This is a genomic window from Stenotrophomonas sp. NPDC047960 (assembly GCF_043204395.1).
In the GTDB taxonomy this organism is placed as follows: domain Bacteria; phylum Pseudomonadota; class Gammaproteobacteria; order Xanthomonadales; family Xanthomonadaceae; genus Stenotrophomonas.
Genome location: NZ_JBIDBX010000003.1, coordinates 218930 through 238003 on the forward strand (window position 1 = coordinate 218930; position 19074 = coordinate 238003).

The following is a 19074-nucleotide window of genomic DNA, read 5'->3' on the forward strand; positions in this document are numbered from 1 at the left end:
CTGCCGCTGGCTAGCTGCGTGCCTTCTCGCTAGGTTGCACCGCATGCAACCGCCGCGAAGCCAGGGAAAGACATCCCTCATTCCATTCGATGGCGAGTCGCTTTCCGTATTCGCCCGTGAGGCGAGATGCGTGTTCCCCCAGTGTTTCAGTCACCGCAGTGGCTATGCGATCGATGATTTCTTCCGGATGACTGACCAGGCAGACCGCTCGACCGAACCGAAGCAGGTCTTCGCGTGAGGGGTAATGGCGCGTCTTTGCACCAGAGAAAAGCTTGAGCGCGGTGGTTCGATCGACCAGTTCGGCGCCTGTCCGCTGATTGTAGTAGGGGTAGATGGTCGTGGTCACCACATCGAAGACGGGCGCCAACCTGGCCTCACCCGCTGCAGGATGGCGGTACAACAGCCCAAAGTTCTTCAAGTGGGCATCGCCATTGCGCACCATCATTGACAAGGCAATCGAGGCGAAGAAGGCTTCCAGGTTGGCAAGTACCGCCGAACCACTGAATGCCTTGATTACACGGGCAACAGCTTCATAGCTTCCCTGGTATTTGTAGTTGCCCTGCGCATCGCGCACCTTGCCCATGAGCACCGCCATGTCTTCGAACCCCAGGCGTTCTGGAAGCAGGTCGAAGCGGCGCAGGATGAAGAGATTGGCGTCGTCGGACAACCAGAACTCTGGAACGTCCAGACCTGCGCGCCGCGCCGCGTCCATGCACAGAAATTCGTTCTGCGCCAGCCACGGGTAGTCGGCCCCACCGCTCTTGACGATGAGGTCGGCGTCGGGAACCGTGAGCCGCTTGGCCAGTGCGATGTCGGCGTCCGGGATCAACACCTTGGGCTGTACGCCCGATATTCCAGAGCTGAAATAGGTATCGACCAGGAAGTTGAAAAGACCTTGCGACGCAGGCTCGTGCAGCAGCTGCGCAAGACCGACCTGTGCGGGCGGTTCACGCCAATCCCCGCCCGGCTCGACATACTGCAATCGTCCGATCTGCCGTCGCCCGGTGATGGCAAGCAGGCGCATCTCGTCGATGCGTTCGTGTTTGGCGATGCGCCTGGCAATCAGGTCGAACAGATAGCCTTCCGGCAGGTTCATCGAGAACACTGGCATCAGCAACGACGAAACGTAGCTCTGCGCCCGGATCGGCATGGTCAGGGAAACTTCATTGGTCCGTTCGGTTGCGCTGTAATTGAACACGTACTGTGACTCGCGAAGCAGATCGCCCGCTTCACCTGTCACCGTGGAGACCTGTAGACGCTTAATTTTCATCTTCAGGATCCGCGAGCAGATGGAGGTGATCCAGATCCGGGCGCGCGTCAGTGATCAGCACGGCTTTCCCCAGCACGGCAAGCGCTGCGAACAACGTATGCAGCGACACATTCCGACCCGCCTCCAGATCCGCGATGGTCTGGCGACGGCATCCGGCGGCCTCGGCCACCTCCTGCTGGGTTCTGCCCAACGCCCGACGTTCCGCGCGGTAGGCGCGGCCGAAATCGAGCGGACTGAGGCTGGCAAGTACGTTCATGTTCGCTATATAGAACATTTTCGAACGCTTGTCCATAAATGTTCGTTATGACGCACACTTCACGAACAATGAATGTTCGTTATATCGAACACTTACTTTAGAACGCCGCACAATGTTCGTTTTGGCGAACATGTGGGCAAGGCGCTATTGAGCGGCTTGGCCTCCCAATCGACACCCAGTACTAAAACGAGAAAGAGAATCCGGCGCGCGCATACGTCCGCTCGGCGGTAGGGCTGGTTCCCAAACAACCGCCGGTATCCAATCGCCGCCCGGTAACGCATGACCTCCAATCGACACCACGCCGGCCGCGCGCGAAATGGCGCAACCAATGCCATAAACGCCATCAAATACTGCACCGGGGAGTACCGCGAAACCCGGCCATCCGCCGCAATGTCAACCACGTCCCACATTGCAGAAACGTTGCCACGCAACGCATCCCAACGCCGCACGACCCGATCGCGTCATCACTATTGACGCCGTCATCGAACCGGCGCAAATCAACAGAAACAATCAACTTCCGCTATCGTCAGCGCGTCCGCATGGTGTGCCCAAGAGTTTGAAAGCTCCGCTACAGCATATCGGTCCTCCTATGTCGGGAGGGCGACGGAATAAAAAACCCTTCAGGGGAATACGTCGCACCGTCTGCTGTAGCACGGCTTTCAACCTCCCGACTCCCCTCGCCGTCCCGGCGGGGAAATACTCTGGAGAGCCACCATGCATTCTCATGACAACGATGCGCCCATCCGCCCCACCCCTCGCACACACCTCGGCTGGCACAAGCCCAAGCGGGTGCTGGTTGGTTCGCTGATCTACAACGACGAGACGCCCCAGCGCGGCGACTCCATCATCCCCTGTATCAAGCTGCGCGGGATGTGGATGTGCGAGGCGGGCATTGCGCCCGGAACCCGATTGACGGTGGAGGTGTATGACGGCGCCATTCTGCTGCGTGCTGCGGAGCCGGCGGTATCTGTCCAGCTTCGGCCGGTCAGGCGCACGCACCGGCGAATATATTCCGGGCGCTGACGGGAGCAGCGACGTCCGGCGTCGCCCTACCCCCGCAAGGGGCGCGGCATTGACGCTGGGCGACTCAAGGGCGTGGCCCTGCATTGCCGCTGCACCGTCCAACGCCCAGAATGACGGCCATTGCCGTTGTCTTGGAGCCCTCATGCCCGTTCCCGCGTTCGCCCTGACCGGGGTCTGCCGTTCATGACCACCCTGAAGGACAGGCTGCGCGCAGCGGTCTATCTCGCCCTGCGTACCGGCTTCCGGGCGCTGCCCCTGTCAGAAGGGCAGCGCGACCGCCTGCGCAGCCGCTTCCTGGACCGGCACTCGGACTGGGTACCGCCTCCGCCGCGCGGCAGGATTGAGGCCACGGGTGGCGACAATGCCCGGCGCCCGCTGGTCCGCGCCGACGAGCCGGCCATCGGCCATGTTCCCTATCGATCAGAGGCGCTGCCGCAGGTACTGCCTGCCACGCTGGTCGCGTTCTACCTACCCCAGTTCCACCCCATCGAACAGAACGATGCGTGGTGGGGCAAGGGCTTCACCGAATGGCGCAACGTCACCCGCGCCCTGCCCCAGTTCGAGGGCCACGTGCAACCGCGTCTGCCGGCCGACCTGGGCTTCTACGACCTGCGCAACCCGCAGATCATGCGCGAGCAGGCCAGCCTGGCGCAGGAGTACGGCATTGGCGCGTTCTGCTTCTACTACTACTGGTTCAGCGGCACTACGCTACTGGAGTCGCCACTGCGCCAGTGGCTGGCGGACGACAGCATCGAGATGCCGTTCTGCCTGTGCTGGGCCAATGAGAACTGGGCCCGGCGCTGGGACGGGCGCGGCGATGACATCCTGATCGGCCAGCAGCACAGCGCTGAGGACGATATTGCCTTCATCGCGCACGTGGCCGATTACCTGCGCGACCGCCGTGCGCTGAAGGTGGAGGGCAAGCCGATGCTGCTGGTTTACCGGCCGCATCTGCTGCCCGACGCGCGCGCCACCGCGCAGCGCTGGCGCCAGTGGTGCCGTGAGCACGACATCGGCGAAATCCACTTGGCGTACGTACAGGGCTTTGAACGTCCGGATCCGCGCGATATCGATTTCGACGCGGCGGTCGAGTTCCCGCCGAACATGAGCAATCCGCGGTCGCTGACCGCCGACCAGTACCTGATCAACCCGGATTTCCACGGTGACGTGCGCGACTGGCGAGAACTGGCCAGCGAGATCGCCGCACGCCCGCTACCGGAGTACCCGTTGTATCCCGGGGTCAACCCAGGCTGGGACAACGAGGCACGCCGCTCAGGTCGCGGCCGGGTGTACCTGCATGCGTCACCGCGCGGTTACCGCGACTGGCTGTCGACCACGATCCACCAACGCCTTGCACCCGTGCAGCCAGAACGGCGCCTTGTGTTCATCAATGCCTGGAATGAGTGGGCCGAAGGCGCGGTACTGGAACCGGACGTGCGGCTGGGCCATGCCTACCTGGATGCCACGCGGCAGGCGTTGCATGCACCTTTGGCGCACAGCGCCCCGGCACGCCCCTGCGTGGTGATCCACGCGTGGTACCTGGATGTCCTCGGGGAGCTGCTCGTGGACCTGCGCGCGGCCGCGCTGCCCTGGCGCATCGTCATCACCACCACGCCCGATCGGCAGGACGCCGTGGAACAAGCGTTGGCGTCAGCCGGGCTGCGGGGGGAGGTCGTGGTCTACCCCAACCACGGGCGCGACATCCTGCCCTTCCTGCAGGTTGCCGAACGGCTGTACCAGGAAGGCGAGCAGGTGGTTTTGAAACTGCACACCAAACGCTCCACCCATCGCCGCGACGGCGAGGACTGGCGCCGTGAGCTGACCGGGCGGCTGCTGGCTGCGGACCGCGCCAGCCGGATATTCGATGCGTTCGTACAGGACCCGTCGCTCGGCCTGGTCGCGCCCGAAGGGCACGTGCAGCGGTTGGACTACTACTGGGGTGCGAACGAACGCAATGTCGGCGCACTGCTGGCGCGGATCGGGCTGCCCGCCCCCGATATCGACCACGATACGTTCGTGGCCGGCAGCATGTTCTGGGTGCGGCTGTCCGCGCTGCGTCCGCTGCTGGACGCGCACCTGTACCGTTCGCTGTTCGAGCATGAAGCTGGCCAGGTGGATGGCACGCAGGCCCACGCGATCGAGCGCATCGTCTCATTGGTGGTGCGCCATGCCGGCGCAGACGAACAGACCGCTGCGGCGGTGCTCGGGCTGCCGTTCACTGACGGGCAGCCCTACGCATACGCCCGCAAGGGGTGAATCGGAACCGGCTCAGCTGAAGCTGACGCCGGTCTTTTCCTTCAGCTCCTCGCTGCTCACGCCCTGCGCGGCTTCGACCAGCTTCAAGCCAGCGTCGGTCACGTCGAACACCGCCAGGTCGGTGATGATGCGGTCCACCACGCCCACGCCGGTCAACGGCAGCGTGCACTCGGGCAGGATCTTGTGCTCGCCGTTCTTGGCGGTGTGCTCCATCAGCACCACCACGCGCTGCACCCCGGCCACCAGGTCCATGGCGCCGCCCATGCCCTTGACCATCTTGCCCGGCACCATCCAGTTGGCCAGGTCGCCCTTGTCGGTGACCTGCATCGCGCCGAGGATGGCCAGGTTGACGTGGCCGCCGCGGATCATCGCGAAGCTGTCATGACTGCCGAAGTAGCTGGCACCGGCACGCGCGGTCACGGTCTGCTTGCCGGCGTTGATCAGGTCCGCATCCACCTCGGCTTCGGTCGGGAACGGGCCGATGCCGAGCAGGCCGTTTTCGGACTGCAGCCACACATCCACGCCCTCCGGAATGTGGTTGGCGACCAGGGTCGGCAGGCCGATGCCCAGGTTCACGTAGGCACCGTCGGTCAGTTCGCGGGCGGCGCGCTGCGCCATTTCATCGCGGGTCCATGCCATGTCAGTTGCCCTCCGCACGCACGGTGCGCTGTTCGATGCGTTTTTCAGGGGTGGGGTTATGCACGATGCGGTGCACGTAGATGCCCGGCAGGTGCACCTGGTCCGGGTCGATGCTGCCCACCGGCACCACTTCTTCCACTTCCACCACGCACAGCTTGCCGGCCATTGCGCAGGCCGGGTTGAAGTTGCGTGCGGTCTTGCGGAACACCAGGTTGCCGGCCTCGTCGGCCTTCCACGCCTTGACCAGCGCCACGTCGGCGCGCAGCGCGGTTTCCATCACGTAATGCTTGCCGTCGAATTCGCGGGTTTCCTTGCCCTCGGCCACCACCGTGCCGTAGCCGGTGGCGGTGAAGAAGGCGGGAATGCCCGCACCGCCGGCGCGCAGCCGCTCGGCCAGGGTGCCCTGCGGGTTGAATTCCAGCTCCAGCTCGCCGGCCAGGTACTGGCGTTCGAATTCCTTGTTCTCGCCCACGTAGGACGAAATCATCTTCTTGATCTGCCGGGTTTCCAGCAGCTGGCCCAGGCCAAAGCCGTCCACGCCGGCGTTGTTGGAGATCACGGTCAGGCCTTTCACCCCGGTATCACGCAGCGCGGCGATCAGCGCTTCGGGAATGCCGCACAGGCCGAAGCCGCCGACCGCCAGGGTCTGGCCATCGGCCACCGCGCCCTGCAGCGCCTCGGCGGCGCTGGCGTAGCGCTTGCCGCGCCGGCCGCCGTTGTCTGGGGACTTGCTCATCTACGCCCTCACCTCGTTGATGTAAGCCGCCATTGTAGCCATTGCAGGTCGCCGCCCCCCCGCTAAACGGTCATCGGGGTTGAAAACGCTTCCCATACATGACAGCAGCTAAACTTGCCCACTGACTTATGGATAGGACTTTCAATGACCCTCCCCGCATTCAAGGCGTATGACATCCGCGGCCGCGTGCCGGACGAGCTGAATGAAGATATGGCGCGGAAGATCGGCGTGGCGCTGGCGGCCCAGCTGGAGCCCGGCACGGTGGTGGTGGGCCACGATGTCCGCCTTACCAGCCCGGCCCTGCAGGACGCCCTGGCCGCTGGCCTGCGCGGCGCCGGGCGCGAGGTGCTGGACATCGGCCTGTGCGGTACCGAAGAGGTGTACTTCCAGGTCGACCACCTGAATGCCGCCGGCGGGGTCATGGTCACCGCCAGCCACAACCCGATGGATTACAACGGGATGAAGCTGGTCAAGCAGCAGGCCCGGCCGATCAGCTCGGACACCGGCCTGTTCGCAATCTCCGACGCGGTCGAGGCGGACACCGCCACTGCCGTGGCGCCCAAGGCGGGTATCCAGTCGCATACGGACAAGAGCGCCTACATCGAGCACCTGCTCAGCTACGTTGACCGCGCCGCGCTCAAGCCGCTGAAGCTGGTGGTCAACGCCGGCAATGGCGGCGCCGGCACCATCGTGGACCTGCTGGCCCCGCACCTCCCCTTCGAGTTCGTGCGCATTGCCCATGAGCCCGATGGCAGCTTCCCCAACGGCATTCCCAATCCGCTGCTGATCGAGAACCGCGAGCTCACCGCGCAGGCCGTACTCGAACACGGTGCGGACTTCGGTATCGCCTGGGACGGCGACTTCGACCGCTGCTTCTTCTTCGACCATACCGGCCGTTTCATCGAAGGCTATTACCTGGTCGGCCTGCTGGCCAAGGCCATCCTCGCCCGCCAGCCGGGCGGCAAGGTCGTCCACGATCCTCGCCTGCTGTGGAACACCATTGAAATGGTGGAGGAAGCCGGTGGCCAGGCCGTGCTGTGCAAGAGCGGGCACGCCTTCATCAAGGAAAAGATGCGGGCAGAAGACGCCGTGTACGGCGGCGAGATGAGCGCGCACCATTATTTCCGCGAATTCGCCTACGCCGACTCCGGCATGATCCCGTGGCTGCTGATCGCCGCGCTGGTGTCCGAGACCAAGCTTTCGCTGGCCGAACTGGTAGAAGAGCGCATGCAGAAGTTCCCGTGCAGCGGCGAGATCAACTTCAAGGTCAGTGATGCCAAAACGGCTGTGGCACGGGTGATGGAGCACTTCGCTTCGCACGGGCCCACGCTTGACCACACCGACGGCATCAGCGCCGACTTCGGCCAGTGGCGCTTCAACCTGCGCAGCTCCAACACCGAGCCGCTGCTGCGGCTGAACGTGGAAGCGCGCGGCGATGCGGCCCTGCTGCAGCAGCGCACCGACGAGATTTCCCAGCTGCTCAAGGCATCCTGAGGCCCGGCCCGATGAACGACATCCTTCCGGTGATCCTGTCCGGCGGCTCCGGTACCCGGCTGTGGCCGCTTTCGCGCGAGGCCTATCCCAAGCAGTTCCTGGCGCTGGCCGGTGAGCAGACCATGCTGCAGGCCACCTGGCAGCGGGTGGCACCCATTGCCGGGCGCGCGCCGCTGGTGGTGGCCAACGAGGAGCACCGCTTCGTAGCGGCCGAGCAGCTTCAACAGCTGGGTGTGCAGCCGCAGGCGATCCTGCTGGAACCGGTTGGGCGCAACACGGCGCCGGCGATCGCGGTGGCCGCGCTGGAAGCCACGCTGGAAGAGGGCGACCCGATCCTGCTGGTGCTGCCGTCTGACCATGTGATCGCCGACGAAGCCGCCTTCCGTGCCGCGGTGCTGCGTGCACTGCCTGCCGCCCGCGACGGCAAGCTGGTCACCTTCGGCATCGTGCCCACCGGGCCGGAGACCGGCTACGGCTACATCAAGGCTTCGTCCGGCGATGCGGTGCGCGCGGTGGATCGCTTTGTCGAAAAGCCCGATGCCGATACCGCCCTGCAGTACGTGCAATCCGGCGAATATTTCTGGAACAGCGGCATGTTCCTGTTCAAGGCGTCGCGCTACCTGGCCGAGCTGGAACGCTTGCAGCCGGCCATGCTGGCTGCCAGCCGCAATGCGTGGCAGCTGGCGCGACGCGATACTGACTTCACCCGCCTGGACAAGGAGGCCTTCGCGGCCGTGCCGGCCGATTCCATCGACTACGCCGTGATGGAGAAGACCGCCGATGCCGTGGTGGTGCCGCTGGACGCGGGCTGGAACGACGTCGGTTCGTGGACCGCGCTGCGCGATGTATCGGAACAGGACGCCGATGGCAACGCCCACCATGGCGATGTCATCGCCATCGATTGCCGCAACACCTATGCCTACGGCGAGCGCCTGATCGCACTGGTGGGGCTGGATGACGTGATCGTGGTGGAGACCGATGACGCGGTGATGGTGGGCCGCAGCGACCGCATGCAGGAGATCAAGCAGGTGGTGGCACGGCTCAAGGCAGACCAACGCCCGGAAGCCACCTGGCACCGCAAGGTGTACCGGCCGTGGGGCGCGTACGATTCGATCGACAACGGCGAGCGGTTCCAGGTCAAGCGCATCACGGTAAAGCCCGGCGGCACGCTGAGCCTGCAGATGCACCACCATCGCGCCGAGCACTGGGTGGTGGTCAGTGGCACCGCCGAGGTTACCCGTGGTGATGAGGTGATCCTGCTGGGTGAAAACCAGAGCACCTACATTCCGCTGGGGGTGACCCATCGGCTGCGCAATCCGGGCAAGCTGCCGCTGGAACTGATTGAAGTGCAGTCGGGGAGCTACCTTGGCGAGGATGACATTGTGCGGTTCGAGGACACCTACGGCCGCAGCTGAGCCACTGGTGCACGCCCAACAAAAAACCCGGCGATGCCGGGTTTTTTGTATGCGTAGAGCCACGCCCTGCGTGGCTGCGGCCACTCAAATCTCAGCAATCACACGCTTCAACCCGTCCTGCCAACTGGGCAGCGCAATACCGAAATCCGACTGGATCTTGGACACGTCCAGGTGCGAATACGCAGGTCGCTTGGCCGGGGTCGGATACTCGGCGGTGGTGATCGCTTCTACCGCCGGCGCACGCGCCAGTTTCCCTGCGGCAACCGCCTCGGCAAAAATTGCCTCGGCAAAACCATGCCAGCTGGTTTCGCCCTCCGCAGTAAGGTGCCAAGTGCCTGACAAAGCGCCCGGGTGCTGCAGCGCCTGCGCGGTCACGTCGGCAATCAGCGCGGCCGGCGTGGGCGTTCCCACCTGGTCGGCCACCACGCGAAGCACATCGCGCTCGGCACCCACACGCAGCATGGTGCGCAGGAAGTTGGCGCTGTGCGAGGCGTACACCCAGGCGGTGCGGAAGATCATGTGGCGGCCAGCGGCGCCCCGCACGGCATCCTCGCCTGCCAGCTTGCTTTCACCGTACACGCCCAGCGGTGCGGTGGCATCGTCCTCGCGATACGGACGGCTGCCCTGACCATCGAACACGTAGTCGGTGGAGTAATGCACCAGCGGCACGCCTGCCGCGGCACACCGGCGCGCGATCACGCCCGGGGCCTCGGCATTGGCGCGCCACGCCGCGTCACGCTCGCTCTCGGCACGGTCGACGGCGGTATAAGCAGCGGCATTGACCACCACCGTCGGCTGGATCCGGTCGAGCACCGCAGCCAGCGCGTCGGGCGCGTTGAAGTCCGCGATCTCGCACGGGCTGTCATCGGCCAGCAGGCCGCTGCGGGTGGTCGCCACGACCTCGCCCAGCGGTGCCAACGCGCGCAGCAGTTCTTGGCCAAGCTGACCGTTACCCCCGAACACCAGCACCTTCATGCGGTGAACACCGGCAGGCGGTCTTCGGCGATGTCCTTAAGGAACGGCGCGGCTTCGTCCTTGGCCGACAGGGTCGGTCCACTGATCGGCCAGTCCACTGCGATATCGGCGTCGTTCCAGCGCACGCCGGCATCGAAATCCTTCAGGTAGACCTCCGTGCAGAGATAGCTGAACACCGCACGCTCGGAGAGCACGGCAAAGCCGTGGGCGAACCCTTCGGGAATCCAGAACTGCTTCTTGTTTTCCGCGCTCAGCACCACCGCTTCCCACTGGCCGAAGGTCGGCGAGCCACGGCGGATATCTACGGCGACGTCATACACCTCGCCTTCCAGCACGCTGACCAGCTTGCCCTGCGGGCGCGGCCACTGGTAATGCAGGCCACGCAGCACGCCCTTGGCGGAGGTGGACACGTTGCTCTGCACGAACTTGGTCGGCAGGCCGTGCTGGCCGAAGCGCTCAGCGTTCCAGGTTTCAAAGAAGAAGCCGCGCTCGTCGCCGAACACCGCCGGCTCGATCACGACGCAGCCAGGCAGCTTGGTTTCAATCACTTTCACGGAACGACTCCACGCACGGCCAGTGCATGCAGGTACTGACCATAACCATTCTTGATGAGGGGGGCAGCCAGCGCTTCCAGCTGTTCGGCGTTGATCCAACCCTGACCGAACGCGATTTCCTCGGGGCAGCAGACCTGCAGGCCCTGGCGGGTCTGGATGGTTTCGATGAAGTTGGATGCCTCCAGCAGCGACTGGTGGGTACCGGTATCGAGCCACGCGTAGCCACGACCCAGCGCTTCCAGGTGCAGGTTGCCCTCGCGCAGGTAACGCTGGTTGAGGTCGGTGATCTCCAGCTCGCCACGCGGCGACGGCTTCAGTTCCGCCGCATGGTGGCTGGCGTTGCCATCGTAGAAGTACAGGCCGGTGACCGCATAATTTGAGCGCGGATTGGCCGGCTTTTCGACCAGATCGATCACCTTGCCAGCCTTGTCGAACTCCGCGACTCCGTAACGTTCCGGATCATTCACCCAGTAACCGAAGACAGTAGCGCCGGTTTCGCGGTGGTCAGCATTGCGCAGCATTTCGCTCAGACCATGGCCATGGAAGATGTTGTCTCCCAGCACCAGGCAGCTTGGCTTGCCATCGACAAAGTCCTTGCCGATGAGGTAAGCCTGCGCAAGCCCGTCCGGGCTTGGCTGCACGGCATACTCGATGTTCATGCCCCACTGCGAACCATCGCCCAGCAGGGTCTGGAACAACGCCTGCTCGTGCGGGGTGTTGATGATCAGCACGTCGCGGATTCCGGCCAGCATCAGCACGCTGAGCGGGTAATAGATCATCGGCTTGTCGTACACCGGCAGCAGCTGCTTGCTGACACCCTTGGTGATCGGGTACAGGCGCGTGCCCGAACCGCCGGCGAGGATGATGCCTTTACGCTGGGTCATGTGTGGTTTCCTGATTCAGGCCGCGGTGCCGATGCGCTGCAGACGATAGCTGCCGTCCAGCACGCCGTTGACCCATTCCTGGTTGTCGAGGTACCAGTCGACAGTAAAGGCAATGCCCTGGTCGAAGGTGTGTTTGGGCTCCCAGCCCAGCTGGTCCTTCAGTTTGGATGCGTCGATGGCGTAACGGCGGTCATGCCCCGGGCGGTCGGCCACGTAGGTGATCTGGCTGCTGCGCGGCTGGCCATCCTCGCGCGGTCGACGGGCATCGAGCAGCGCGCAGATGGCGTGCACCACTTCAATGTTTTCCTTCTCGGAATTGCCGCCCACGTTGTAGGTTTCGCCAACTTTGCCCTTGGCCAGCACGGTACGGATCGCTTCGCAGTGGTCGGACACGAACAGCCAGTCGCGGACCTGCTTGCCGTCGCCGTACACCGGCAGCGGCTCGCCGGCCAGCGCCTTGGCGATCACCAGCGGAATAAGCTTTTCCGGGAAGTGGTACGGGCCGTAGTTGTTGGAGCAGTTGGTGGTCAGCACCGGCAGCCCGTAGGTGTGGTGGAACGCACGCACCAGATGGTCCGAGGCCGCCTTGGACGCCGAGTACGGCGAGTTGGGCGCATACGGGGTGGTTTCGCTGAACTTGCCGGTCTCGCCGAGGGTGCCGTACACCTCATCGGTGGAGACGTGCAGGAAGCGGAAGGCCTCGCCCTTGTCTGCCGGCAGCGCCTTCCAATAGTCGCGCACGGCCTCGAGCAGACCCAGGGTGCCCACCACGTTGGTCTGGATGAAGGCGCCGGGGCCGTCGATCGAGCGGTCCACATGGCTTTCGGCGGCGAAGTTCAGCACCGCGTCGGGCTTGTGTTCGGCCAGCAGGCGGGCGACGAGCGCGCGGTCGCCGATGTCGCCCTGCACAAACACATGGTCGGAGTTGCCCTCCAGCGGGGCCAGCGTCTTCAGGTTACCCGCGTAAGTCAGCGCATCCAGATTGATGACCCGCACGCCCTTGGCGACGGCTTCCAGTACAAAGTTTCCGCCAATGAATCCGGCACCGCCGGTGACAAGCCATGTGGGCACTACCCGTTCTCCTGTTTGGTACTAATCCTGGGAACGCCGCCCCCGTAGGGCCGGCTGTACAGCCTTACAGCATACATCGGGGCGCCGTATACGACCTCTTGCCCAATGTGAACGGGAAAATTTACGCCATTCTTTGTCGCAAAGCAGCACGACCATACGCATTAGCATGGTGGCTCCGAGCCAGTTAGAATCGCGGTCCCACCCCCGAACCGGCTGCCGCTCCCTGGCGCCGGACGTTCCCCGTAATTGAAGGATCCCGCACCAGATGAAAATCCTCGTCGCGTACAAGCGCGTGGTGGACTACAACGTCCGCATTCAGGTCAAGCCGGACGGTTCCGGCGTGGTCACCGACGGCGTCAAGCTGTCCCCCAACCCCTTTGATGAAATCGCCCTGGAAGAAGCCCTGCGCCTGCGCGACAAGGGCATCGCCACCGAGGTGATCGTCGCCACCATCGCCCCGGCTGATGCCCAGGCCCACCTGCGCAACGGTCTGGCCATGGGCGCCAACCGTGCCATCCACGTGGTCACCGACCAGGCCATCCAGCCGCTGACCGCCGCGCGCACCCTGCTCAAGCTGGTCGAGAAGGAACAGCCGGACCTGGTGATCCTGGGCAAGCAGGCCATCGACGACGATGCCAACCAGACCGGCCAGATGCTGGCCACGCTGTGGGGCCGCCCGCAGGCGACCTTCGCCAGCAAGCTGGATATCGCCGACGGCAAGGCTACGGTCACCCGCGAGGTCGACGCCGGCCTGGAAACGCTGGAAGTGGACCTGCCGGCCGTGGTCACCACCGACCTGCGCCTGAACGAGCCGCGCTTCATCAAGCTGCCCGACATCATGAAGGCCAAGGCCAAGCCGCTGGAGACCCTCCAGCTGGCCGACCTCGGCGTTGAAGCCGCCGATACCTTCAAGACCACCCAGTACGCCGCGCCGTCCAAGCGCAGCAAGGGCGTGATGGTCAAGGACGCGGCCGAACTGGTTGCCGCACTCAAGCAGAAGGGGTTGCTGTAATGACCAAGATCCTCGTTGTTGCCGAGCACCACGACGGCAAGCTCAACGCCGCCACCGCCAAGACCGTGAGCGCGGCCGCCGCCATCAGCGGCGCCAGCATCGACGTGCTGGTGCTGGCCGCCGACCCGGCAGCCGTGGCCGCCCAGGCCGCAGAACTGGACGGCGTGACCAAGGTCCTGACCGTGGCCAACCCGGCCAACGCACAGGCGCTGGCCCAGGTGCTGGCCCCGCAGATCGCGCAGCTGGCCAAGGGCTACACCCATGTGTTCGGCCCCTCGACCACCTTCGGCAAGGACCTGATGCCGTGCGTGGCCGCCCTGCTGGGCGTGAATCAGGTGTCGGACCTGATGACCGTGGAAGGCAGCCACAGCTTCAAGCGACCGATCTACGCGGGCAACGCGATCATCACCGTGGACGTGCCGGCCGACCAGATCGTGGTGGCCACCGTGCGTGCGGCCTCCTGGCCGGAAGCGGCCAAGGGTGGCAGCGCCCCGGTTGAAGCCGCCAATGTGGACGCGGCCCTGCCGACCCACACCCGCTTCGTCGGCCTGGCCGCCGGCGCGACCGACCGCCCGGACCTCCAGAGCGCCAAGCGCGTGGTCTCCGGCGGCCGTGGCGTGGGCTCGGAAGAGAACTTCAAGGTGATCTTCCAGCTGGCCGACAAGCTGGGTGCCGCCGTGGGTGCCTCGCGCGCCGCCGTGGACGCCGGCTATGTGCCCAGCGACCTGCAGGTCGGCCAGACCGGCAAGATCATCGCCCCTGAGCTGTACGTGGCGGTGGGAATCAGCGGCGCCATCCAGCACCTGACCGGGATCAAGGACGCCGGCACCATCGTGGCGATCAACAAGGATCCGGATTCGCCGATCTTCGAGATCGCCGATATCGGGCTGGTGGGGGATCTGTTCACCCTTCTGCCCGAGCTGGAAGCGGCGCTGTAAGCGTGACCGAAGGCGCCTCCTCCATACCGCCGGCCCAGCCTCGCCGGGGCCGGGCACTGGGATGGCTGGCAGGCGTCGCAACCGTCTACCTGGTGGTCCTGTGGTACCTGGACCGCGACAAGAACGTCTTGTCGCGGCTGGGCGACTTGGCCGGCCCGCTGATGCTCTGCGCACTGGCGGTGCTGGCCAGTTATGCATTCCGCTATCAGCGCTGGCACATGCTGCTGCGCGCTCAGGGTTATCCGGTTTCGCCATGGCGGTCTGGCCTGGTCGCCTACCTCGCCGGGTTCGCGTTTACCGCTTCTCCCGGCAAGGCCGGTGAACTGCTGCGAATCCGCTATTTCTCCCGCATGGGCGTGCCGCCAAGGACGACGCTGGCGACCTTCGTTTACGAGCGCGCCCTCGACCTGATCGTGATCGCGCTGCTGGCAACGGGGGCCGCAGGGCTGGTCCCGATGTTTGGAGCACTGATCGGGGTCGTCCTTGCCGTGGTCACCGGGCTTTGCCTGGTGGCCTGTTGGCCGGGTCTGCAGCAGGTCGCACGGGCCCTGATCGCCCGGCTTCCCGGTCAGCGGCTGCACCAGCTGTGCGGCTTCCTGCTGGATGGGGTCTGTGCGCTGCGGCCCTTGCTGCGCCTCCGCCTGACCATTGCAAGCGCTGCCTACGGCACCGCAGCGTGGCTGCTGACGGCCGTCGCGTTCGCCTGGCTCTGCCAATCGCTGGGAATCGTGTTGAGCTGGCCGCATGCGCTGGCCATTTACCCCTTGGCGATGCTGGTCGGCGCCCTTTCCTTCGTTCCCGGGGGCGTAGGGACCACGGAAGCGGCGATCGTGATGATGCTGGTAAGCGTTGGCGGGGCCCTGGACGTGGCGCTTGCAGCAGCCATCGGCATCCGTCTTGCCAGCCTGTGGCTGGCAGTTCTGGTCGGAATGGTCGCCATGGCAGGCTTGGAAGCACGGCCATCCCACTGAAGAATCCGCGGGTTTTCTCTTACCCGTGTAACGTGCAACGGTATACTGCGGGGTCATTTTCACGGACGAGACACCCAACGCCATGTACCGCCCCGGCATGTACGCAGGAGTTACCCCGTTTTGAATTCCCAGAACCGCGCGCTCTGTGTCGACCTGGACGGCACGCTGCTTCGTTCCGACATCTTGTATGAGTCGCTGCTGGCCTTGCTGGCGCGAAACCCCCTATACGTGTTCCTACTGCCCTTCTGGCTGCTTGGGGGCAAGGCTGCAGTGAAGCGCCAGCTTGCGTCGCGCGTTCAGTTGCCGGCCGAAACCCTGCCATACGACGAGCGCGTACTGGAGATGCTGCGTACCACCACGCAGCGACCGCGCGTGCTCTGCACTGCCTCGGACCATCTTCTGGTGCAGCCCATCGCCGATCACTTGGGCCTGTTCGAGGAAGTGATCGCCAGCGATGGCCGCACCAATCTGTCCGGCCACAACAAGGGAAAGGCGTTGGCCGAGCGCTTCGGTGAACGTGGCTTCGACTACATGGGCAATGGCCGGGTCGACCTGCAGGTGTGGGCACACGCCGGCGGCGCCATCGTGGTCAACAACGGTGAACGCCTGGCCCGTGATGCCGCCCGCCACACCGAAGTACTGGGTCATCTGCCCGCGCACAATGGCGGCCTACTGACCTGGATCAAGGCCCTGCGCATCTACCAGTGGCTGAAGAACCTGCTCGTGCTGGTGCCGCTGCTTACCGCCCACCGCTTCCTCGAACCGACTGCGGTGCTCGATGCCGGCATCGCCTTCCTGGCATTCGGTTTGTGCGCGTCGGGTGTGTACCTGCTCAACGACCTGCTCGATCTGACCCCCGATCGCATGCACCCGCGCAAACGCAAGCGCCCCTTCGCAGCCGGAACCCTGCCGCTGCTGCATGGCCTGCTGATGGCGCCGCTGCTGACCCTGATGGGCTTTGCGCTGGCTTGGCTGTGCAGCCCCGCCTTCGCCGGCGTGCTGCTGTGCTACTACGTGATGACGCTGGGTTATTCGCTCAAGCTCAAACGCATTGTAATGATCGACGTGGTCCTGCTGGCGGCGCTGTATACAGTGCGCATCATCGGCGGAACCGTGGCCATTGGCTCGGAACTATCCTTCTGGTTGCTGGCGTTCTCGATGTTCGTGTTCCTCAGCCTGGCCATGCTCAAGCGCTACACAGAGCTGGCCGCTGCACTGGCCAGTGGCAAGGAAATGGCAATTGGCCGTGGCTACGCCGTCGCCGACCTGCCGCTGGTACAGTCGCTGGGTGCCGCCGCCGGCTACATCGGCGTGCTGGTGTTCGCGTTGTACATCAACAGCCCGGAAAGCCTGGAGCTGTACAGCAATCCGAAGGTCCTGTGGCTGCTGTGCCCGATGCTGCTGTATTGGATCAGCCGGATGTGGATCGTCTCCCACCGGGGTGACATGGAGGATGACCCGATTGTGTTTGCTGCAATGGACCGCGTGAGTCAGGTGGTCATCGCCCTGTGCGTGATCATCGTGCTTGCCGCAATATGAGTTCGGCGCGCGGCCAGTCGTGGGGGCGCTATCCGCGCGCGCAGCAGATGCTGGTCGCGCTCAGCGACCGTGAAGCGGACCTCCCAGCGGCAGCGGGATCGCTGCTTCCCCACGGCAATGGCCGAAGCTACGGCGACAGTTGCCTGAACCCGGGAAACACGCTGCTCATGACGCGGTCGCTGGACCGCTTCATTGCTTTCGACCCTGCATGCGGCGTACTGCGCTGCGAAGCAGGCACGACCTTGGCCGAGATCATCGAACTGGCGCTGCCCGCCGGCTGGTTCCTACCGGTGACGCCGGGTACCCGCTACGCAACGGTGGGAGGCGCGATCGGCAACGACGTACATGGCAAGAACCATCATCGTGCAGGCAGCTTCGGCCATCACGTGCGTTGCCTGGAATTGCTCCGCAGTGATGGTTCGCGACAGGAGCTTGACCCGCAGGACGGAAGCGGGCTGTTTGCTGCCACCGTCGGCGGTTTGGGTCTCACCGGCTTGATCACGTGGGCCGAGCTGCAGCTGCGACGTGTGCCAGGTCCGTGGATCGAGACCGAATCCATCCGCTTCGATGGTCTGGATGACTTCTTCGCGTTGTCGCGCGAGTCCGCTGCAGACTTCGAATACACGGTCGCATGGATCGACTGCCTTGCGAAGGGCCGGCAGCTGGGCCGCGGCCATTTCCTGCGCGGCGACCACGCTGCGAGCAATCCCAAGGCAGGCACTCCCTCGACCGCTCCACGCCGCAGCATGCCGGTCGTGCCGCCGTTGTCGCTGGTCAACCGGCTGAGCCTGCGGCCGTTCAATACGATGTACTACTGGCGGCAACCAGCGCGGCGCAACCGCCATGTCAGCCACTACCAGAGCTACTTCTACCCTCTTGATGGCATCAGTCACTGGAACCGCATGTATGGCCCACGGGGCTTCCTGCAGCATCAGTGCGTCCTGCCGCCGGAGCATGCCCGTGATGCCACGGCGGCGTTGCTGTCGGAGATCTCGCGCAGCGGCCGCGGCTCGTTCCTGGCCGTACTCAAGGAGTTTGGCAACCGGCCCTCGCCAGGGCTGCTTTCCTTCCCGCGCCCCGGCACCACGCTTGCCCTGGACTTTCCCAACGACGGCCCGGACCTGTTCCGTATGCTGGATCGGCTGGATGCCATCGTCGCGGAGGCGGGCGGTGCCGTATATGCCGCCAAGGACGCCCGCATGAGCGGCGCGCTGTTCCGCCAGGCCTACCCGCAGTGGCAACATTTTTCCCGATTCATCGACCCCCGATTCTCATCCGGCTTCTGGCGCCGGGTCATGGAGTGAGCATGCAGAAGATCCTGATCATTGGTGCGACATCGGCTATCGCCGAAGCCGTCGCCCGCGTTTACGCCGCGCGTGCTGCGGCGGTGTTCCTGGTGGCGCGCAATGCGGCCCGGCTCGACGTCATCGCCGCCGATCTGCGCGTACGTGGTGCCCGCCAAGTGGATTCGGCCGTATTGGACGTCAATGATCTCAACGCTCACTCCGCCGTGCTGGACACCGCATGGGCGGCGCTTGGTGGGATCGACACCGTGCTGATCGCCCATGGCACCCTGCCCAACCAAGCGGCCTGCGATGCTTCGGTGGAAGTTTCGCTGCGAGAGTTCGCAACCAACGGTACCTCGACCATCGCATTGGCGGCCGCCCTTGCGCAGCGGCTGCAGGCCGGTTCCACCCTGGCGGTCATTTCATCAGTCGCCGGCGATCGCGGCCGTGCCAGCAATTACCTGTATGGAAGCGCAAAAGCGGCCGTGACCGCCTACCTGAGTGGCTTGGGCCAGCGCCTACGCAAGCAGGGCATCAACGTGCTGACCATCAAGCCCGGTTTCGTGGATACCCCCATGACCCAGGCGTTCAAAAAGGGCGCCCTGTGGGCATCGGCTGATAAAGTCGCACAAGGCATCGTGCACGCGTCCGACCGTCGCCGCGCGGTCGCCTACCTGCCAGGCTTCTGGTGGGCAATCATGATGGTGATCAAGAATATCCCCGAGTTCGTCTTCCGCCGTATCTCCCTCTAAATC

Annotated in this window: 18 protein-coding genes; 10 read left to right on the plus strand and 8 right to left on the minus strand. The window is 64.7% G+C overall.

Annotation, left to right across the window (positions count from 1 at the left end; translation table 11 throughout):
- Positions 1-10 precede the first annotated feature (10 nt).
- Positions 11-1270, minus strand: a complete 1260-nt coding sequence (locus ACGFZ3_RS08955) for a type II toxin-antitoxin system HipA family toxin (RefSeq protein WP_392919405.1) — start codon at positions 1268-1270, stop codon at positions 11-13.
- Positions 1260-1562 carry a helix-turn-helix transcriptional regulator gene (locus tag ACGFZ3_RS08960; protein WP_392919408.1) on the minus strand — a complete coding sequence of 101 codons (303 nt, stop codon included), beginning with the start codon at positions 1560-1562 and terminating at the stop codon, positions 1260-1262. Before ACGFZ3_RS08960 ends, ACGFZ3_RS08955 begins: the two co-directional genes overlap by 11 nt.
- 678 nt (positions 1563-2240) lie before the next feature.
- Here ACGFZ3_RS08960 and ACGFZ3_RS08965 point away from each other — a divergent pair.
- Positions 2241-2549, plus strand: coding sequence for a SymE family type I addiction module toxin (locus ACGFZ3_RS08965; RefSeq protein ID WP_392919411.1), 309 nt, complete (start codon positions 2241-2243; stop codon positions 2547-2549).
- Between the two features lie 183 nt (positions 2550-2732).
- The gene (locus ACGFZ3_RS08970; RefSeq protein WP_392919414.1) at positions 2733-4805 is read left to right on the plus strand and encodes a glycoside hydrolase family 99-like domain-containing protein; all 2073 of its coding nucleotides are present in this window, start codon (positions 2733-2735) and stop codon (positions 4803-4805) included.
- Between the two features lie 12 nt (positions 4806-4817).
- Here ACGFZ3_RS08970 and ACGFZ3_RS08975 read toward each other — a convergent pair whose 3' ends face one another.
- Together ACGFZ3_RS08975 and ACGFZ3_RS08980 are read right to left on the minus strand one after the other, a co-directional pair.
- Positions 4818-5444 (minus strand): CoA transferase subunit B, encoded by a 627-nt coding sequence (locus ACGFZ3_RS08975; RefSeq protein WP_392919416.1) that lies wholly within the window; start codon positions 5442-5444, stop codon positions 4818-4820.
- Position 5445: 1 nt separating this feature from the next.
- Positions 5446-6180, minus strand: a complete 735-nt coding sequence (locus ACGFZ3_RS08980; RefSeq protein ID WP_392919419.1) for a CoA transferase subunit A — start codon at positions 6178-6180, stop codon at positions 5446-5448.
- Positions 6181-6324: 144 nt separating this feature from the next.
- On the opposite strand from ACGFZ3_RS08980, the gene ACGFZ3_RS08985 reads away from it, so the two are divergent.
- On the plus strand, positions 6325-7674 hold the full coding sequence (locus ACGFZ3_RS08985; RefSeq protein ID WP_392919422.1) for a phosphomannomutase: 1350 nt from the start codon (positions 6325-6327) through the stop codon (positions 7672-7674).
- A gap of 11 nt (positions 7675-7685) precedes the next feature.
- Positions 7686-9089, plus strand: coding sequence for a mannose-1-phosphate guanylyltransferase/mannose-6-phosphate isomerase (locus ACGFZ3_RS08990; protein WP_392919425.1), 1404 nt, complete (start codon positions 7686-7688; stop codon positions 9087-9089).
- A gap of 84 nt (positions 9090-9173) precedes the next feature.
- Here ACGFZ3_RS08990 and rfbD read toward each other — a convergent pair whose 3' ends face one another.
- The 4 genes from rfbD to rfbB are packed head-to-tail and all read right to left on the minus strand — an operon-like array spanning position 9174 to position 12573.
- Positions 9174-10064, minus strand: coding sequence for a dTDP-4-dehydrorhamnose reductase (rfbD, locus tag ACGFZ3_RS08995; RefSeq protein WP_392919427.1), 891 nt, complete (start codon positions 10062-10064; stop codon positions 9174-9176).
- A complete protein-coding gene (gene rfbC, locus ACGFZ3_RS09000; RefSeq protein WP_392919430.1) occupies positions 10061-10618 on the minus strand; it encodes a dTDP-4-dehydrorhamnose 3,5-epimerase in 558 nt (185 codons plus the stop codon). The genes rfbD and rfbC overlap by 4 nt, the downstream gene beginning before the upstream one ends.
- Positions 10615-11502 (minus strand): glucose-1-phosphate thymidylyltransferase RfbA, encoded by an 888-nt coding sequence (gene rfbA / locus ACGFZ3_RS09005; RefSeq protein WP_392919434.1) that lies wholly within the window; start codon positions 11500-11502, stop codon positions 10615-10617. The genes rfbC and rfbA overlap by 4 nt, the downstream gene beginning before the upstream one ends.
- 15 nt (positions 11503-11517) lie before the next feature.
- Positions 11518-12573, minus strand: a complete 1056-nt coding sequence (gene rfbB / locus ACGFZ3_RS09010; protein WP_392919436.1) for a dTDP-glucose 4,6-dehydratase — start codon at positions 12571-12573, stop codon at positions 11518-11520.
- Between the two features lie 265 nt (positions 12574-12838).
- Between rfbB and ACGFZ3_RS09015 the strand changes: the two genes are divergently transcribed.
- The 6 genes from ACGFZ3_RS09015 (at position 12839) to ACGFZ3_RS09040 (ending at position 19071) form a co-directional block, all read left to right on the plus strand.
- Positions 12839-13585 carry an electron transfer flavoprotein subunit beta/FixA family protein gene (locus ACGFZ3_RS09015; protein ID WP_282245401.1) on the plus strand — a complete coding sequence of 249 codons (747 nt, stop codon included), beginning with the start codon at positions 12839-12841 and terminating at the stop codon, positions 13583-13585.
- A complete protein-coding gene (locus ACGFZ3_RS09020) occupies positions 13585-14523 on the plus strand; it encodes an electron transfer flavoprotein subunit alpha/FixB family protein (protein WP_392919440.1) in 939 nt (312 codons plus the stop codon). The genes ACGFZ3_RS09015 and ACGFZ3_RS09020 overlap by 1 nt, the downstream gene beginning before the upstream one ends.
- A 2-nt stretch (positions 14524-14525) precedes the next feature.
- Positions 14526-15494 carry a YbhN family protein gene (locus ACGFZ3_RS09025; RefSeq protein WP_392919443.1) on the plus strand — a complete coding sequence of 323 codons (969 nt, stop codon included), beginning with the start codon at positions 14526-14528 and terminating at the stop codon, positions 15492-15494.
- Positions 15495-15614: 120 nt separating this feature from the next.
- Positions 15615-17033 carry a UbiA family prenyltransferase gene (locus ACGFZ3_RS09030; RefSeq protein WP_392919446.1) on the plus strand — a complete coding sequence of 473 codons (1419 nt, stop codon included), beginning with the start codon at positions 15615-15617 and terminating at the stop codon, positions 17031-17033.
- Complete coding sequence (locus ACGFZ3_RS09035; RefSeq protein ID WP_392919449.1) at positions 17030-18337, plus strand: FAD-dependent oxidoreductase; 1308 nt, start codon at positions 17030-17032, stop codon at positions 18335-18337. The genes ACGFZ3_RS09030 and ACGFZ3_RS09035 overlap by 4 nt, the downstream gene beginning before the upstream one ends.
- A 2-nt stretch (positions 18338-18339) precedes the next feature.
- The gene (locus tag ACGFZ3_RS09040) at positions 18340-19071 is read left to right on the plus strand and encodes an SDR family oxidoreductase (protein ID WP_392919452.1); all 732 of its coding nucleotides are present in this window, start codon (positions 18340-18342) and stop codon (positions 19069-19071) included.
- The last annotated feature ends 3 nt before the right edge of the window (positions 19072-19074 follow it).